Below are 13405 nucleotides of genomic sequence, written 5' to 3' on the forward strand. Positions count from 1 at the left end.
GGGAACGCTCGTGCGGGCGCGGGGACGGTCAGACGAGCGGACGCAGGGACAGCGTCTGGTCGCGGCCCGGACCCACACCGATCGCGGAGATCCGCGCACCCGACATCTCCTCCACCGCCCGGACGTACGCCTGCGCGTTCTTCGGCAGGTCGTCGAACGTCCGCGCGGCCGTGATGTCCTCCCGCCAGCCGTCCAGGTACTCCAGGATCGGCTTGGCGTGGTGGAACTCGGTCTGCGTCGTGGGCATCTCGTCGACCCGCTCGCCGTCGACCTCGTAGGCGACGCACACCGGGACGCGCTCCAGCCCGGACAGGACGTCCAGCTTCGTCAGGAAGTAGTCCGTGATGCCGTTCACCCGCGTCGCGTACCGGGCGATGACGGCGTCGAACCAGCCGCAGCGCCGGTCGCGCCCGGTCGTGACGCCGTACTCGCCGCCGGTCGTGCGGAGGAACTCGCCCTGCTCGTCCAGCAGCTCCGTCGGGAACGGCCCCGAGCCGACCCGCGTCGTGTACGCCTTCAGGATGCCGATCACCCGGGTGATCTTGGTGGGGCCGACGCCCGACCCCGCGCACGCGCCGCCCGCCGTCGGGCTGGACGACGTCACGAACGGGTACGTGCCGTGGTCGATGTCCAGGAGCGTGCCCTGGGCGCCCTCCAGCAGGACGACCTTGCCGTCGTCCAGGGCGCGGTTGAGCACCAGCTCGGTGTCCGCGATGAACGGCTTCAGCCGCTCCCCGTACGCCAGGTACTCCTGGACGATCGGACCGGTGTCGATCCGCCGCCGGTTGTAGACCTTCGTCAGGACCTGGTTCTTCTCGCGCAGCGACAGGTCGAGCTTCTGCGTCAGGATGTTCGGGTCGAACAGGTCCTGCACCCGGATGCCCATCCGGTTGATCTTGTCGGCGTAGGCCGGGCCGATGCCGCGTCCCGTCGTGCCGATCCGCGCCTTCCCGAGGTACCGCTCGGTCACCTTGTCGAGCGCCCGGTGGTGGGGCATGATCAGGTGCGCGTTGCCCGAGATCAGCAGCCGCTCGCAGGTGATGCCGCGGTCGCGCAGGCCGTCGATCTCCTGCAGCAGGACCGCGGGGTCGATCACGACGCCGTTGCCGATCACCGGCACCACGTCGGGCGACAGCACCCCCGAGGGCAGCAGGTGCAGCGCGTAGCTCTTGTCGCCGATGACCACGGTGTGCCCGGCGTTGTTGCCGCCCTGGTAACGGACGACGTAGTCGACGTCTCCGCCGAGCAGGTCCGTGGCCTTGCCCTTGCCCTCATCTCCCCATTGGGCCCCGACAAGAACGATGGCAGGCATGCCACTTTCCCTTCCCACGACGAAGGCCCCGGTCGCCGCAAGCACGCGCGCGAAGGGGCCTCTTGCGCAGTAATCCTAGCAGCGCCGTGCTTATTGCAGTGCCCTCGGCGTCAGGCGCTTGGGCGCCTTCCTTCTACGGGCACTGCGTGCGATCGCTGCATCGCTCCGGCTCGCCTGGGGGCTCGCTGCGCGATCAGGTTCTCGCAAGCTCGAACCCGGCTTCGCTCGCGATCGCGACGGTTCCGGCCGGTTGACGGTTGCGGCGATGGTGCGGTCGCTGATCGTGTGCCCTGCGCGTCCGATGCCTTCGGTCAGCCGCTGAGGACTTCGGCGGCGGTGGGGCTGCTGTCCTTCAGGAAGGCGCGGCAGCGCTCGGCCTCGGCGTCCTCGCCGATGGCGGCGGCGGCGCGGCCCAGGGCGTGCAGGGCGCGGAGGAAGCCGCGGTTCGGGCCGTGCTCCCAGGGGACCGGGCCCTGGCCCTTCCAGCCGGCGCGGCGCAGCTGGTCGAGGCCGCGGTGGTAGCCGGTGCGGGCGAACGCGTAGGAGTCGATGACGTCGCCCTTCGCGAAGGCGCGGTCGGCGAGCTCCGCCCAGGCGCCCGGGTGGTCGGGGTGGCGCGCGGCCACCTCGAACGGGTCGACGCCGCTCTCCAGGGCCTCGCGGGCGGGCACGTTGTCCGGCAGTTCGGTCGGAGGCGGCCCGCCGAGCAGGTTCTGGCTCATGCGGGTCATCGTAGGCAGCGGAGCCGCCGGGCACCACTCCGCCCCTCACCCGCAGGTCAGACCGGTATCGGAAGCGGCAGCCGGAATCGGGCCGCGCCGCCCGCGACGGCGGCGCGGGCGGCCGGCCAGCTCCGGCGGACCGCGTCGAGAGCGCCGCGGTTCTCCAGCACCACATCGGCGTCGAACTCGTGGATGCCGCGCCGCTCCGCGAGGCCCGCGAGATCGGCGATCAGGACGCTGCCGAGCCCGAGGCGCTGCCACAGGTCGGCGACCAGGACGGCGATCTCGGCGCGGCCGGGACGGCGCGCGTCCCGGATGTACTCGGCGATACCGATGATCTCACCGCCGAGTAAGGCGACCATGGCCTCGCGGTCCCAGTGGTCCAGGTGGTCCATGGACCGGACGAAGTGCTCGGGCAGGCAGGGCGTCCCGGAGAAGAACCGCGTGTAGAGGGACGCCTTGGAGAGCCGTCCGGACAGGCGGCGGAGCCGCTCCCGGTCTCCCGCGCCGTAGGGGCGGATCCGGACGTCCTCGAGGGTGGGCGTCCACGGGACGGATACGGGCGCGGGGATCGTCGCGGTCAGCGACTCGCCATTGAGTTGCTTCATGCAACTTATTGCAGCGCAAGGGATCCCGTCCCTGCAAGGGGTTTCTAGAACGGGATTCGAGAATGGCCGGATCAGGCCGTGCCGGGCCCCGGACGCGGGTCCACATCGGACGGGCCGAGGCTCGCTCCGCAGGCGTCGCACGTGAACGACGCGGTCAGCGCGCCGGAACAGCCGCGATGGCCGACGACCAGCGGCGGGCCGTCCGGCGCGTAGTGCCGGTCGCCCCACATCATGAGCGCCATCATCGCGGGCCACAGCTCCACGCCCTTGCGGGTCAGGCGGTACTCGTGCCGTTCCGGGCGCTCCTGGTACGGGACGCGGCGCATCAGGCCCTCGTCGCAGAGCCGGGCCAGCCGGTCGGTGAGGACGTTCCTGGCCACGCCCAGGACGTCCTGGAAGTCGTCGAAGCGGCGCACGCCCTCGAACGCGCTGCGGATCACCAGGATCGTCCAGCGGTCGCCCACGACCTCCAGCGCACGCGCGACCGAGCAGTTCTGCGATGCGTACGTGCGAGGGAGGGCCACAACGCCCACGGTATCCAGTCCCGCGAAAAGGCGGAGAGCCCGGACGAAACGTCCCGGGCTCTCCGCGGGAGTGCTACTTGATCTTCCTGCCGGCCGACTGGAGGGACTCGGCGGCCTCGACGATGCGGGCGGCCATCGAGGTCTCGGCGGCCTTGCCCCACGAGCGCGGGTCGTACTGCTTCTTGTTGCCGACCTCGCCGTCGACCTTCAGCACGCCGTCGTAGTTGCGGAACATGTGCTCGGCGACCGGGCGGGTGAACGCGTACTGGGTGTCGGTGTCGACGTTCATCTTGATGACGCCGTACGACACCGCCTCGCGGATCTCCTCCAGGGACGAGCCGGATCCGCCGTGGAACACCAGGTCGAACGGCTTTTCCTTGCCGTACTCGGCGCCCACCGCGTCCTGGATCTCCTTCAGGACCTCCGGGCGGAGCTTGACCGAGCCCGGCTTGTAGACGCCGTGCACGTTCCCGAAGGTGGCCGCGAGGATGTAGCGGCCCTTCTCGCCAACACCGACCGCGCGGGCGGTGGCCAGGGCGTCCTCGGCGGTCGTGTAGAGCTTCTCGTTGATCTCGTTGGCGACGCCGTCCTCCTCGCCGCCGACGACGCCGATCTCCATCTCCATGATGATCTTCGCCTTGGCGCACTGCTCCAGCAGCTCGGCGGCGATCTCCAGGTTCTCGCCCAGCTCGACGGCGGAGCCGTCCCACATGTGCGACTGGAACAGCGGCTCCTCGCCGCGCGCCACCCGCTCCTGGGAGATCTTGATCAGCGGACGCATGAAGCCGTCCAGCTTGTCCTTCGGGCAGTGGTCGGTGTGCAGGGCGATGTTCACCGGGTACTTCGCCGCGACCACGCGCGCGTACTCGGCGAGCGCGGTGGAGCCGACCACCATGTCCTTCACCGTGGAGCCGGACAGATACTCGGCGCCGCCCGTGGACACCTGGACGATCCCGTCGCTCTCGGCCTCCGCGAATCCGCGCAGCGCGGCGTTCAGCGTCTGGCTGGACGTCACGTTGATGGCGGGGTAGGCGAAGCCCTCCTGCTTGGCACGGTCGAGCATCTCCGCGTAGATCTCGGGCGTTGCGATGGGCATGTGTCAGCGTCCTTTCTCACGCAGCGGTGCCGCCGGGCATCGGCCGGGCGGCTGCACCCCCACGGCCGCGGCCGAGGTCAGGGCACCGGTCGCGCGGCTCCGGGTGAGGCATGCCGTCCACGATCAGTATGGCGTCGCGATGCCCGCCGAGCACGCCCGGGGGCAGCCACACCGTCAGTATCTCGAATTCTCCCCGCCCGGCCAGTACGGCGGGCTCCCGCTTATTCCCGAAACGCAGCGGGATGCCGGGTACGCTCGCGGTGTGGATCTCACGTTCATCTCCCTCAGCATCACCGAGTGGCTGCACCCGACCGCATGGCTGCAGCTCTTCGGCACGTTCGCGACGATCGGCGTCATCGCCATCATCTTCGCGGAGACCGGACTGCTGTTCGGCTGCATCCTGCCGGGCGACTCGCTGCTGTTCACGGCGGGGATCCTCACGGCGGTCTCCACCGTCAACGGGCAGGATTTCCAGCCGCTGTCGCTGCCGTGGCTGCTGTTCGGCGGCCCGATCGCGGCGATCGCCGGCGCCCAGCTCGGCCACTGGCTCGGCGCCCACTACGGGCGCCGGCTCTTCGACCGCCCCGACTCCCGCATCTTCAAGCAGGAGTGGGTGCACAAGGCCGAGCACTACTTCAACCGGTTCGGCCCCGCGAAGGCCGTCGTCCTGGCCCGCTTCATCCCGATCGTGCGGACGTTCCTCAACCCGCTCGCCGGGATGCTCGGGATGGACACGAAGAAGTTCTTCGTCTGGAACTGCGTCGGCGCCGTCCTGTGGACCGACTCGCTGTTCCTGCTGGGCCACTTCCTCGGCGCCAAGGTGCCCGACATCGAGCACTACATCCTGCCCGGCGTGGCCGTAATCCTTGTTCTGTCGGTCATCCCGATCATCCGCGAGGTCATGCGCGGACGGAGCCATGGGAAGCACGCTGCGCACAACGGTACGAACAAGAATGCCTCTGAAGAGTCACGTCCGTCGCTCAGCGGTGACAGTTATCGCTAACCTCCCCATGTGGGACGTCATCGGTCGGACCCTCGTGGTCTCGCGCGCATACTGATCGCGGCGCTAGCCGTGGTGCTCGCCTTGGCTCTGCTCGTGGTGGGCGGCATCGCTCTGGTCAACGCGATCTCAGGCGAACCCGACCCGAAGGGGCCGGTGACCGCCTCGCCGTCCGCTGAGCCGGGCAAGTCCAAAAAGGACTCCGGCACACCGGCGGCGCGGCTGCCACTGAAGATCACCGTGACGGGCGGGCCCACCACGGTGTTCGTGAAGGTGGCGGGGGGCGGCGGCGAGGTGCTCACCAACGAGACCCTCAAGACCGGCGACACCCGCCAGTACCAGAAGGCCCCCCTCAACGTGGTGGCCGCCAACGGCGGCTCCCTCGAAGTGGTGATCTACGGCGAGACACAGGCGCAAAAGCCCGACGGGCAGCGCGGCCAGTGGTTCGTCCGCGCCCGCGACTGACGGCCGTCAGCCGAGTGCGAGGTCGCCGACCTCGTAGGGGTGGCGGTACTCCAGGCCCTCCGCGGCGATCCGCTCCGCGGCGCCGCGCTCGAGGATGGTCGCGACCGCCACCACCTCGGCGCCCGCCTCGCGCAGCGCCTCCACGGCGGTCAGGACCGACCCGCCGGTCGTCGAGGTGTCCTCCACGGCGAGGACGCGGCGCCCCGCGACGTCCGGGCCCTCGATGCGGCGCTGCAGCCCGTGCGCCTTGCCGGCCTTGCGGACGACGAACGCGTCCAGCCTCCGGCCCCGCGCGGCCGCCGCGTGCAGCATCGCGGTCGCGACCGGGTCGGCGCCGAGCGTGAGGCCGCCCACCGCCTCGTAGTCGAGGTCGGCGGTCGCGTCCAGCATCACCCGCCCGACGAGGGGCGCCACCGCCCCGTCCAGCGTCACCCGCCGCAGATCCACGTACCAGGACGCGCGCTTCCCCGACGACAGCACGAAGTCGCCGTGCACCACGGCCTTATCCTTGATCTGCTTCAGCAGCTCATCACGATCGCTCACGGAAGAACCCTATTCACCCCCGGACACGGTTCAGCGGGGGCCACCGCCGGGAGGGCAGACATGACGCCGGGTTCGCTCGTCCTGCTGCACACCGCGGGCGCCGCCGCGTGGGGCGACCTCCCGGGCGAGCTGCGGGCCGCCGGCCTGACCGTGATCGTCCCGGACGCCGAGGGCTCCGGCCCCCGCTACGTCGCGCGGGCGTCCCTGCTGATCGCGGCGGCGGCGCCGCCGCAACCGCTGGTCCTCGTCGCGCGGGGCGCCGCCGGGCCGCTGGTGCCCGCCGTGGCGCTCGCCCAGCGTGCCGCGCACCGCGCCGTCGGCGCATACGTGTTCGTGGACGCGGACCTGCCCCGGCCCCGCCGCGCCCACGACCACGACCACGCGGAAGAACACTCAGAGGCCCCCACGGGCGCGCACGCCGGAACGCAGACCCCGATCCCTCCGGATTGGCCCGAGGCGCCCTGCGTCTACCTCCGGACCGCACAGGACCATATGACCGAGGCGGCGCTCAGAGAGGCCCGCCTGCGCGGCTGGACCACGGCCGAGGCGGCGCCGGCGTCCGGCGCCCCGCTCGCCGAGACCCTCGCTCGGCTGATCGCCGGCCTCTGACCCGCCGCCCGGCGGCCGGGCGGTCAGGCGTTCTTGAGCAGATCGTCCAAGAGGGCGTCGTAGTCGTCCTCCGGACGGCCCAGATCCAGGCGGGCGCGGTAGCGGAGACGGAGGAGGGCCTCGAGGCTGTCCTCCGCCAGCGCCACATCGTCGGGGCCCGGCGTCAGGGACTCGGGGGCGTCGTTCTCGCCCGGGGCGCCGCCGAGGCCGGTGCCGACCGCCTGGTCGCGCAGCGTCAGCACGACGTCGGCGCCCGCCGTCGCCCAGTCGTGCGCGCCGACCGGGTCCTCGTGGGCGTAGAGGACCTCCGCCACGGCCCGGTAGACCTCGGGGTCGCGGGGCGCGTCCTCGCGGATCTGGTCGAGGAGCTTGCGGGCCTCCCCGGCCTCGCCCAGTTCGAACAGGGCGTCGGCCAGGTAGGCGCGCGGGTCGCCGTAGGTCTCGCCGCCGTCGTCCAGCGCGCGGCGGTAGAACTCGGCGGCACGGCCGTGATCGCCCGCGTGCTGCCACTGCTCGCCCGCCCGCAGCAGCACGTTGGCACGCGACACCCCGCTCGACACCGTCTCGGCCAGCTCGGCCAGCCGGCGAGCCGCCGAGATGTGATCGCCGGTGCGAAGGGTGTCGAACTCCAGGTCGTCGAGATCGTCTTCCGTCACATGCGTCACGCCTCAACGCTACCCGCCGGTCGCCCAGCGAAGCGGGCGAATCGCTGATGATCGTGAACTATGGCGCTATGCGCGTACCGCTACCGGCGCGAACGCTCCAGCGCGTCCCAGAACCCGCGGCGCAGCGCGTGCCGCACCTCGTCGTGCAGCAGGAAGTCGATCGGCAGCGAGGACCCCTGCAGCAGCCGGGCCTCGAGGTCGGACGGCATCCGCGGCTTGCGGGCCAGGACGGCCTCCAGCCACAGGGCGGGCGCGTCGCGGGCGACGGACTCGCCGAAGTCCTGGCCCTCCTGGTGCGCGGCCTTCACCGCGTCCGCGAGCGTCGGCGCGTTCTGCGCGGACGGGACGGGCGACAGCTGCTGCGGGCCCGTGTAGGGACCGTGCGGCCGGCTCTCCGGCATCGACTGCGGCGGAGGCGGCGGGGACGGCGCCGGGACGGGGCCGCCGTACTGGCCCGGCGGCATCGGGTTCGACGGCAGCGGGTTCGAAGGGAGCGGGTTCTGCATCGGGTTCGGCACCGGGTTGTGCGCCGGGTTCTGCAGGGAGTTCGGCATCGAGGTCTGCATGGAGGCCGGGGCGGACGCCGGGGCCGCCTGGAGCGGCTGCCCGCCGGTACCGAGCGCGGAGCCGCCCGGCCCGCTGCCCGGCAGCGGGAGCGGGCCCGAGCCGAGGCCGCTCGTCCCGCCGGTCATCGCGGGGCCGAGATCGCGGATCGCGGCCGGCGGCCGGTCGCCGATCGGCGACGCGGGCGGCGGGCCGTTGTGCGAGGCGGGCTGGAGGGAGCCGAGGCCGGAGCCGTTGGCGGAGCCGTGGCCGTTCGACAGCGGGCTCGGGCCGGTGGACGAGGAGTCCATGCCGGCGAGGAGGCTGACATAGGGCCGCAGATGGCCGGCGCCGATCTCGATCAGGTCGTCGCACTCCTGGCGCAGCACCCGGGAGATGGTCCAGTTGCCGTCGGCGGCGACGTGCACGATCGTCACGCGGACCCCGAGGTCCTGCGCGTCGGCGACCACCTGGGCGAGGTCCTCGTCGCCGCTGACGACGACCGCGTCGGCGAGCGCGCGGTTGCGGGCGAGCGCCATCAGGTCGCGGTGGATCTCGGTGTCGACGCCCTCGCGGCGGCCGGGGCGGATGCGTCCGAGCCGGAGCTTCAGTCCGGGCAGGTCGGCGAGCGCGTCGTGCGCGGGCGACCGGCGGCCCTCGACCGTCGCCTCGTACCAGTAGCAGCGCAGGAGCGGCAGTCCGGTGCGTTCACGGGCGAGGTTGCCGAGGAGCTGCAGCAGGCCGCTGTAGTCCCACGAGACGGTCTCGCGATGGCGGGTGCCGTGCACCGCCATGGCGCCGTCGGCCAGCAGGTAGCCGGCGTCCACGAACAGCGCGCAGCGATCCATGCGACACACCGCCCTTCCTCAACATGGGGCCTGTTCAAGCGCCCACTCCACGGTCAGGCCGCCGAGGGTGACCACGTCGACGGCGTGTCCTCGCCGCCCCGGGACGCGGGCCGGCGTCATGACCCGGGCGCCTCCAGAGTAGTGAAGCTCACAAGGCCCTGGACCGATACGGCGATTCGCACTCTTTCATGCCGTCGCGCCGCTTCGCGACTCCCCGGTAACGACGAATGGGCAACCGCGGCGGACGCTACCAGCCGATTCGGCTCCGCCCCGAGGATCCGCCTGATCTTTACGAGCGGACGCGGGTCGCCGGTCCGGTCGCGGCGGCACGTGAACCCCGGTGCGGAGGGCCCCGTGATCCCGCTGGGACGGGATCACGGGACGCCGCCGCGCCTCGCGGCCGGGTAATCGACTTCTATCCCGAGGGTGAGCGGGTCACCGCTGCGCGGCCCATGGTGCCGAGCGTCCCCTTCCGCCCCGGTGTCTCCCAGATGACCCGGCAGTCCCGTCCCGAGAGGGTGACGGTGGCGATCGCGTTGTCGAACCAGGGGCCGTCGGTGAGGCGCCACCGCAGCGGCGGGGCGGGCACCTTCGCCAGCTTGGCGAGCATCCGGAACGGGCCCGCGGACGCGCGCGCGCACGCGATCCGGTTCGCCCACCGGAACACGCCGACGAGGGGGTTGCGCAGGGGGGAGCAGACGATCTGCGACACCTCCGACCGCAGGTTCTCGTCGATGACCCGGGCCAGGTACGAGTAGTGGATGTCGCCGGAGAGGAAGGAGACGCTCGCCGGTGCCGGGCCGCGCTCGCCGCGCCCCACCGCCGCGACCTCGTCCGCGAGTCTCCGGAACGACCGCTCGAACGCCGCCCAGTGCTCCAGGTCGGCGCCCTGCCGGATCTTCTCGCCGAGGCGCGCCCCGCGCCGGCCCCACGCTCCCGCGGCGACCGCCTCGTTCCACGCCTCCGCGTGGTGGATCGCCCCGGGCAGGAGGTACGGCAGGGAGCTCGCGATCAGGAGATGGTCCATGCCGCCCTGGACGCGCCCGTCGAGCCAGCGGAACTCCTCGTCGTCGAGCATGCCGCGCCGGTCGGCGGTCAGCAGCCGGGAGCAGCGGCTGTCCACGACGATGAGCCGCGTGCCGCCCCAGTCGTGCGCGTAGCTCCACCGCGCGGTCGCCGGCTCCCGGTCGGCGCGCTCGGCGAACTCGTCCAGGAAGCCGCCCGCGTCACCGGACGCCTTCAGCACCGCCCCGTAGACCGGGTCGGACGCGCGCTCCTCCGGTGACAGGTTCCCGATGTGCTGGTAGATCCAGTAGGACGAGATGCCGCCGGTGATGCGCGCCCGCCACCACGGCTGCGTCCACATCTCCTCCCGCCACGCGTGCGAGGTGTTCCAGTCGTCACGGATGTCGTGGTCGTCGAAGATCGTGAACGTGGGGACGGTGGACAGCAGCCACCGCACGGCCGGGTCGGCGCTCCACGCCAGTTCGTAGAGGTGCGTGTAGTCCTCGAAGTCGGCCGCCTCGTCGACGGGCGCCTCCTCCGGCGAGCGGCGGCCGCGGATGAACGCGCGCATCTCGTCGCTCAGCTCGTCCGCGTACACCTGGTCGCCCACCATGAGGAGGATGTCGGGCCATTCCCCGCCTTCCCGCAGCCGGTGCGCGAACGCGGTGAGCGCGTCGTGCCCGAACTGCTCGACCGTGCCGGGGGAGCGGCGGCAGGACCCGAACGAGATGCGGAGCCCGCCCTCCGGGTCGAGCGTCCTGATCTGGCTGGGGGGGAACGCCGAGCCGGGTTCCGGCCAGACGGTCTCGCCGTCGACGCGAACCTCGTACGGGATCCGGGCGCCCACGTCCAGCCCGTCCAGTTCGACGAGCGCGTAGTGGTGGCCGTGCACGGTGAAGGTGCGGGTCCCCGAGTCGACCCCGTGTTCGGCGGAGACGACGCGGACCTCGCAGGGACGATCGGTCTCCACCCAGATCGTCGCGGTGTGCGCGCTCACGTGCCGGAGGAGCGGCCCGATTACCAAAGCGGTCATATCACGTCTCTGTATCCGGTCCGGGGCGTCCGCGTCCACCGATCCGGGGTCACGGCTGAGCCGATCTCAGCAGCTTTTCCTCTGCTTCTCGGGAGAGTCCCACGTCAGGGCGGTCCGGACGCTGGGGAGCCCGTCCCCCGATCTCCTGGAGCCATGCCCATGTGTCGGCGACGGTCTCCTCCACGGGACGGCAGCGGAGCCCGGAGGCGATCGCCTTGCCGACGTCCGCCCCGTGCATGCTGTCGTGCGCCTCGCCGGGCGGCAGCCAGATGGGAAGGTCCGTCCAGGGCTCGACACCGGCGTCGAGTATCCGATCCGGGTCGAGCCACACGAACTCCGCGTCCGAGCCGGTCGTCTCGGCGCAGGCGGTGAGGAGCGCCTCCATCGTGGTGCGCCCGGCCGGGCCGACCAGGTCGTAGGGGCCGGCGAGACCCTTCTCCACGGCGTCCAGCGTCCAGGCCGCCAGGTCGCGGACGTCGATGTACTGGACGGCCAGGCCGCGCGGCCCGGGAGCCGCCACCCGGCCGCCCCGCGCGACGCGCCCCAGCCACCAGGGCAGACGCCCGATGTTCTCGTACGGGCCCAGGATCAGCCCGGCCCGGACGTGCAGCGTCCGGTCGCCGAACGCGGCCTCCGCCGCGAGCTCCCCGCCCCGCTTCGCCTTCGCGTACTCGACGTCGCCGTCGTCGGGGGACGCGTCGAACAGCGGCGCCCCCTCGTCGGAGCCGGCGGGGAGGGGGTACCGGTACACCGAGCGGCTGGAGATGTAGACGTACCGTCCGGCGCGGCCCGCCAGGAGCCGGGCCGCGTCCCGCACGACCGAGGGCGCCGCGGACCAGGTGTCGATCACGGCGTCCCATCCGTCCTCTCCGTCGCGCGCCGCGAGGAGGGCGAGCCCGCCGGGCTCGGTGCGGTCGCCGTGGAGGGACCGCGCGCCCGCCGGCGGTTCAAGCCGTCCCCGGTGGAAGACGGTCACCTCCCAGCCCCGCGCGAGCGCGTCCTCGGTGATGGCCCGGCCCACGAATTCCGTTCCGCCCAGCATCAGGATCCTCATGGTCGCGACTGTGCCCGGTCGGCGCCCGGTACGGAACGTGCGCACGCTCTGAGCGGAATCACCCAGAGTGACCATCCTGCCACGTAACGGATGACCGAAAATAGCGAAATGAGATGCAATTTAATGGTCGGAGGAAAAATACTGGTAGGTATTTCTCCTCCCCTTCAGGGAACTTATCGCGATTTAACGAAATCCGGTGGCCAACGTCAGGGAGGGAGGTATGGTCATGATTCCTGCAACTCTCATTAACTGTGGGGGGAATGGGCATTGTGGCCGGTATCGAGGACTGCCTCATGCGGATGATGACGATCCCCGGCGCCCAGCGCGTGACGCTGGTCGACTGCGCCAGCGGGCTCGCCGTCGCCGCGGCGGGCCGCGAGGACCTCATCGACCAGCACGAAGACGCCGCCGGCGTCACCGACGTCGTCCGCGCGATCCTCACGACGCCGGCGTTCAGCGCGACACCCGCCGGCGATGACGTCGAAGAGATCATCGTCTGCGGAACCGGTGGATACCACCTGCTCGCCCTCACCGGAGCCGATCTCGACGGCCATCTCCTCGTCCATTTGCTCATCGACAGGGAAAACGGCAACATCGCGCTCGCCCGGCTGCGGCTGCGCGAGGTCGTCCACGAAATGACGGGCGCCTGACATGACACTCGCGACCGAAAGACCGCACACCTCCGCCCCGATCCCGGCAGCCGCCGCGGGGGTCGTCGACGAACTGTGGACGCTCGAGAAGCGAAGGGCCCACGGGGTCCTCCGGCTCGCGGGCGAGGGCGTCCTGCACATCGCGGACGGCGCCGTCGTCGCGGCCGAGAGCCGGCACACCTCCGGGGCGGCGCCCGGCGACGCCCGCGACCTCGCCGCGCTGCTCGCCCTGTTCGACGCGGCCTACTTCCTGCTCGGATCGCCCGCCGAGCCGCTGTTCATCCCCGGCCCGGTGAGAGGGGGCGGGCCGGGGGTCAGCGCGTCGACGCTCGTCCACGAAGGGGAACGGCGGCGGGCCGCCCTCGACGCGGTATGGGCGTCGCCGTCGGCCGACACCCTGCCGGTGGTGCCGGTCCGGCGCGTCCGGCGGCAGCGGGTCATCCTCACCGGACCGCAGGCCGAACTGCTCCTCAACGCGGACGGGCTGCGCACCCCCGTGCGGCTCGCGCGGGACCTCGGCCGGGCGGCGTTCCCCTGCCTGCTCGCCGTCCGGGGGCTCGCGGCGGCCGGCCTCATCGAGACGGCAGCGCCCGCCGAACCCGCCGCGCCCCGCGCCGCGCCGCCCGTCCCCACCCTCTCGGACGGATGGGCGCCGCCCGACCTCGACCTGCTCACGCGACTCCGGACGGCACTCACGGAACTCGTCTGACGTGCTGAAACATTTGATC

Annotated in this window: 15 protein-coding genes; 5 read left to right on the forward strand and 10 right to left on the reverse strand. The window is 71.9% G+C overall.

Annotated features, from left to right (window positions below; genetic code table 11):
- Nucleotides 1–28 precede the first annotated feature (28 nt).
- The 5 genes from IE99_RS0116120 to fbaA all read right to left on the reverse strand — a co-directional run bounded on the left by IE99_RS0116120 (nucleotide 29) and on the right by fbaA (nucleotide 4262).
- On the reverse strand, nucleotides 29–1312 hold the full coding sequence (locus IE99_RS0116120) for an adenylosuccinate synthase (protein ID WP_030170683.1): 1284 nt from the start codon (nucleotides 1310–1312) through the stop codon (nucleotides 29–31).
- A 311-nt stretch (nucleotides 1313–1623) separates the two neighbouring features.
- Nucleotides 1624–2043: a DUF3151 domain-containing protein gene (locus IE99_RS0116125; protein ID WP_030170687.1), complete on the reverse strand. Its 420-nt coding sequence runs from the start codon at nucleotides 2041–2043 to the stop codon at nucleotides 1624–1626.
- A gap of 47 nt (nucleotides 2044–2090) precedes the next feature.
- On the reverse strand, nucleotides 2091–2642 hold the full coding sequence (locus IE99_RS0116130) for a GNAT family N-acetyltransferase (RefSeq protein WP_084219536.1): 552 nt from the start codon (nucleotides 2640–2642) through the stop codon (nucleotides 2091–2093).
- A 71-nt stretch (nucleotides 2643–2713) separates the two neighbouring features.
- Nucleotides 2714–3166 (reverse strand): winged helix-turn-helix transcriptional regulator, encoded by a 453-nt coding sequence (locus tag IE99_RS0116135; RefSeq protein ID WP_030170692.1) that lies wholly within the window; start codon nucleotides 3164–3166, stop codon nucleotides 2714–2716.
- A 73-nt stretch (nucleotides 3167–3239) separates the two neighbouring features.
- Entirely contained in the window at nucleotides 3240–4262 is a 1023-nt protein-coding gene (gene fbaA, locus IE99_RS0116140; protein ID WP_030170695.1) for a class II fructose-bisphosphate aldolase, read from the reverse strand.
- A 262-nt stretch (nucleotides 4263–4524) separates the two neighbouring features.
- Between fbaA and IE99_RS0116145 the strand changes: the two genes are divergently transcribed.
- Nucleotides 4525–5265 (forward strand): DedA family protein, encoded by a 741-nt coding sequence (locus IE99_RS0116145; RefSeq protein ID WP_051712570.1) that lies wholly within the window; start codon nucleotides 4525–4527, stop codon nucleotides 5263–5265.
- An 81-nt stretch (nucleotides 5266–5346) separates the two neighbouring features.
- Nucleotides 5347–5727, forward strand: coding sequence for a hypothetical protein (locus IE99_RS0116150; protein WP_157610343.1), 381 nt, complete (start codon nucleotides 5347–5349; stop codon nucleotides 5725–5727).
- A 6-nt stretch (nucleotides 5728–5733) separates the two neighbouring features.
- On the opposite strand, the gene pyrE is transcribed toward IE99_RS0116150, so the two are convergent.
- Entirely contained in the window at nucleotides 5734–6270 is a 537-nt protein-coding gene (gene pyrE / locus IE99_RS0116155) for an orotate phosphoribosyltransferase (RefSeq protein ID WP_030170705.1), read from the reverse strand.
- A gap of 60 nt (nucleotides 6271–6330) precedes the next feature.
- Here pyrE and IE99_RS0116160 point away from each other — a divergent pair, with 60 nt between their 5' ends.
- Nucleotides 6331–6879: a hypothetical protein gene (locus IE99_RS0116160; protein WP_030170707.1), complete on the forward strand. Its 549-nt coding sequence runs from the start codon at nucleotides 6331–6333 to the stop codon at nucleotides 6877–6879.
- Between the two features lie 23 nt (nucleotides 6880–6902).
- Here IE99_RS0116160 and IE99_RS0116165 read toward each other — a convergent pair whose 3' ends face one another.
- From IE99_RS0116165 to IE99_RS0116180, 4 genes are all read right to left on the reverse strand, one after another.
- On the reverse strand, nucleotides 6903–7544 hold the full coding sequence (locus IE99_RS0116165; RefSeq protein WP_030170711.1) for a tetratricopeptide repeat protein: 642 nt from the start codon (nucleotides 7542–7544) through the stop codon (nucleotides 6903–6905).
- Between the two features lie 80 nt (nucleotides 7545–7624).
- Nucleotides 7625–8935 (reverse strand): NYN domain-containing protein, encoded by a 1311-nt coding sequence (locus tag IE99_RS0116170; protein ID WP_030170715.1) that lies wholly within the window; start codon nucleotides 8933–8935, stop codon nucleotides 7625–7627.
- 415 nt (nucleotides 8936–9350) lie between these two features.
- On the reverse strand, nucleotides 9351–10973 hold the full coding sequence (locus tag IE99_RS0116175) for an alkaline phosphatase D family protein (protein ID WP_030170718.1): 1623 nt from the start codon (nucleotides 10971–10973) through the stop codon (nucleotides 9351–9353).
- A 49-nt stretch (nucleotides 10974–11022) separates the two neighbouring features.
- Entirely contained in the window at nucleotides 11023–12027 is a 1005-nt protein-coding gene (locus tag IE99_RS0116180) for an NAD-dependent epimerase/dehydratase family protein (RefSeq protein ID WP_030170722.1), read from the reverse strand.
- A gap of 260 nt (nucleotides 12028–12287) precedes the next feature.
- Between IE99_RS0116180 and IE99_RS0116185 the strand changes: the two genes are divergently transcribed.
- Both IE99_RS0116185 and IE99_RS29270 read left to right on the forward strand, forming a co-directional pair.
- Nucleotides 12288–12677, forward strand: a complete 390-nt coding sequence (locus IE99_RS0116185) for a hypothetical protein (protein ID WP_245623228.1) — start codon at nucleotides 12288–12290, stop codon at nucleotides 12675–12677.
- A gap of 1 nt (nucleotide 12678) precedes the next feature.
- A complete protein-coding gene (locus tag IE99_RS29270) occupies nucleotides 12679–13386 on the forward strand; it encodes a hypothetical protein (RefSeq protein ID WP_051712572.1) in 708 nt (235 codons plus the stop codon).
- Nucleotides 13387–13405: the final 19 nt, after the last annotated feature.

The sequence above is a fragment of the Spirillospora albida genome (genome assembly GCF_000718255.1).
GTDB classification, from domain to species: domain Bacteria; phylum Actinomycetota; class Actinomycetes; order Streptosporangiales; family Streptosporangiaceae; genus Spirillospora; species Spirillospora albida.

Excerpts from the sequence above, each read along its gene's own strand:
- IE99_RS0116130 (WP_084219536.1), bottom strand. The coding sequence starts at position 2,642 with ATGAAGCAACTCAATGGCGAGTCGCTGACCGCGACGATCCCCGCGCCC.
- IE99_RS0116180 (WP_030170722.1), bottom strand. The coding sequence starts at position 12,027 with ATGAGGATCCTGATGCTGGGCGGAACGGAATTCGTGGGCCGGGCCATC.
- IE99_RS0116120 (WP_030170683.1), bottom strand. The coding sequence starts at position 1,312 with ATGCCTGCCATCGTTCTTGTCGGGGCCCAATGGGGAGATGAGGGCAAG.
- IE99_RS29270 (WP_051712572.1), top strand. The coding sequence starts at position 12,679 with ATGACACTCGCGACCGAAAGACCGCACACCTCCGCCCCGATCCCGGCA.
- IE99_RS0116125 (WP_030170687.1), bottom strand. The coding sequence starts at position 2,043 with ATGACCCGCATGAGCCAGAACCTGCTCGGCGGGCCGCCTCCGACCGAA.
- IE99_RS0116185 (WP_245623228.1), top strand. The coding sequence starts at position 12,288 with ATGGGCATTGTGGCCGGTATCGAGGACTGCCTCATGCGGATGATGACG.
- IE99_RS0116175 (WP_030170718.1), bottom strand. The coding sequence starts at position 10,973 with ATGACCGCTTTGGTAATCGGGCCGCTCCTCCGGCACGTGAGCGCGCAC.
- IE99_RS0116170 (WP_030170715.1), bottom strand. The coding sequence starts at position 8,935 with ATGGATCGCTGCGCGCTGTTCGTGGACGCCGGCTACCTGCTGGCCGAC.
- fbaA (WP_030170695.1), bottom strand. The coding sequence starts at position 4,262 with ATGCCCATCGCAACGCCCGAGATCTACGCGGAGATGCTCGACCGTGCC.
- IE99_RS0116160 (WP_030170707.1), top strand. The coding sequence starts at position 6,331 with ATGACGCCGGGTTCGCTCGTCCTGCTGCACACCGCGGGCGCCGCCGCG.